The sequence below is a fragment of the Succinivibrio sp. genome, from assembly GCF_045124615.1.
Taxonomy (GTDB): Bacteria; Pseudomonadota; Gammaproteobacteria; order Enterobacterales; family Succinivibrionaceae; genus Succinivibrio; species Succinivibrio faecicola.
In genome coordinates this window covers 1-1,528 of record NZ_JBGVMC010000354.1, presented here as the reverse complement: position 1 = coordinate 1,528, position 1,528 = coordinate 1, and the positions used below count along the sequence as shown (strand labels likewise).

Genomic DNA, 1,528 nt, shown 5'->3' with positions numbered 1-1,528 from the left:
GCCTATTGGAGGAAAGATTGTTGTCTGTGTAGATTTTTCATTGCAGCAGCAGTTGTCTCTTAACAACGAAATGTTAAGAGAGGCTCAGATCTTATCTAAAGTTACAAAAGGTGAAATTCATCTTGTAAATTCTGCTCCAATATATCTGCCAAGTGTCATGCTTGAAGTACCGCACTACTCGCCTGCATTATATGAACAGAATGTTTTAAAGGATCATGAAAGAAAACTTCATGCCTTTGCTTCAAGACATCATATTCCTGTTGCAAGATGCCATATCAGAGAAGGTATGCCAGATGAAATAATCCCTGCTATCTGTCAGGAGCTTGATGCAAAGACAGTATTTATCGGATCAGCAGGACGACAGGGTTTCATGGCTGCCCTTATTGGTAATACATGTGAGGAAATTGTTGATGATATAGCAGCCGATCTTGTTGTACTCAACAAAAAACTGATTAAAGATAAAGATAAGCTAAAAGCTTAGCCTTTGTATATTCAAAACTGCTCCATTTTAAATCATTCAGGTACCGTATTTGGTACCTGTTTTTATTCTCTGCACTATTTTTTTTCAAAAATTAGAGATCATCTCTCATTTGTTTTAGAATAGCCACAAACTAACTAAACAGAAAAGAATACTATGACAGAATCTTTAACTAATGCAGCAACTGTATTACTTATCTTTCTAATTGGATATACCTTTAAAAAATTCAATCTGTGTGACATTTCTTTTGCAAGAAAACTATCCTATGTGATTATGTATGTGACACTGCCTTGCGCTATTCTTTCAGGATCTCAAGGTGGACTTGAAATGGAATACAGTCTGTTTTTTATTGTACCAATCGCATTCGTTATAAGTTTCTGTTTTCCACTTATTGGATATTTTCTATACAAACGTGATCCGAAATTCTGTGTTTATTCAATGCTGAATCTTGGTGGATTCAATATCGGTAACTTTATTCTGCCTTTTATGCAGAGCACCTTAAGTACTGAAGGTTTCTTAGCTTTATGCCTTTTCGATGTTGTTAATGCATTCTTCTGTTTTGGCGGTGTCTACTGTATGGCACTTTATTTCAATCAGAAAGGTTTTGATTCTGGTAAACCAGTTAATCTAAAAATGGTGGCTCTAGAGCTGTCAAAATCAGTTACATCATACTGCTGTATTCTGTGTATTGTTTTCTCATCACTGAATATTACTATCCCATCTATTATTATGCATCCTGTAAAGGTAATGGGATCATCTAACACTTTCATCTGTATGTTTGTTATCGGTATTGCCCTTAACTTCAATATGACATTCAATCAGATATCAAGGATCATAAAGATGATCTTCCTTAGATATTCAGCAGCTTTGGTAAGTGCTCTTTTAATAGCATTTTTATTACCATACTCACCAATGGTAAAACTTATTCTAATTGCAATTGTTTTTGCACCAATTACCTCTTTAGCACCTATTACAGCAATAAGATCATTACCTCAGTTTGCTGAGGATTCAGCAAATCTTAACATGATGTCGGTAATTATCTCTGTTGTG

The 1,528-nt window shown here is 34.8% G+C and carries 2 protein-coding genes; both read left to right on the top strand.

The annotated features are described in order from the left end of the window. Nucleotides 1-481: universal stress protein (locus ACJML3_RS09385; protein ID WP_406022656.1), on the top strand; the 481-nt coding region annotated here is incomplete at its 5' end. 153 nt (nucleotides 482-634) lie between these two features. After that, the coding region (locus ACJML3_RS09380; RefSeq protein ID WP_406022654.1) for an AEC family transporter at nucleotides 635-1,528 on the top strand (894 nt) is incomplete at its 3' end.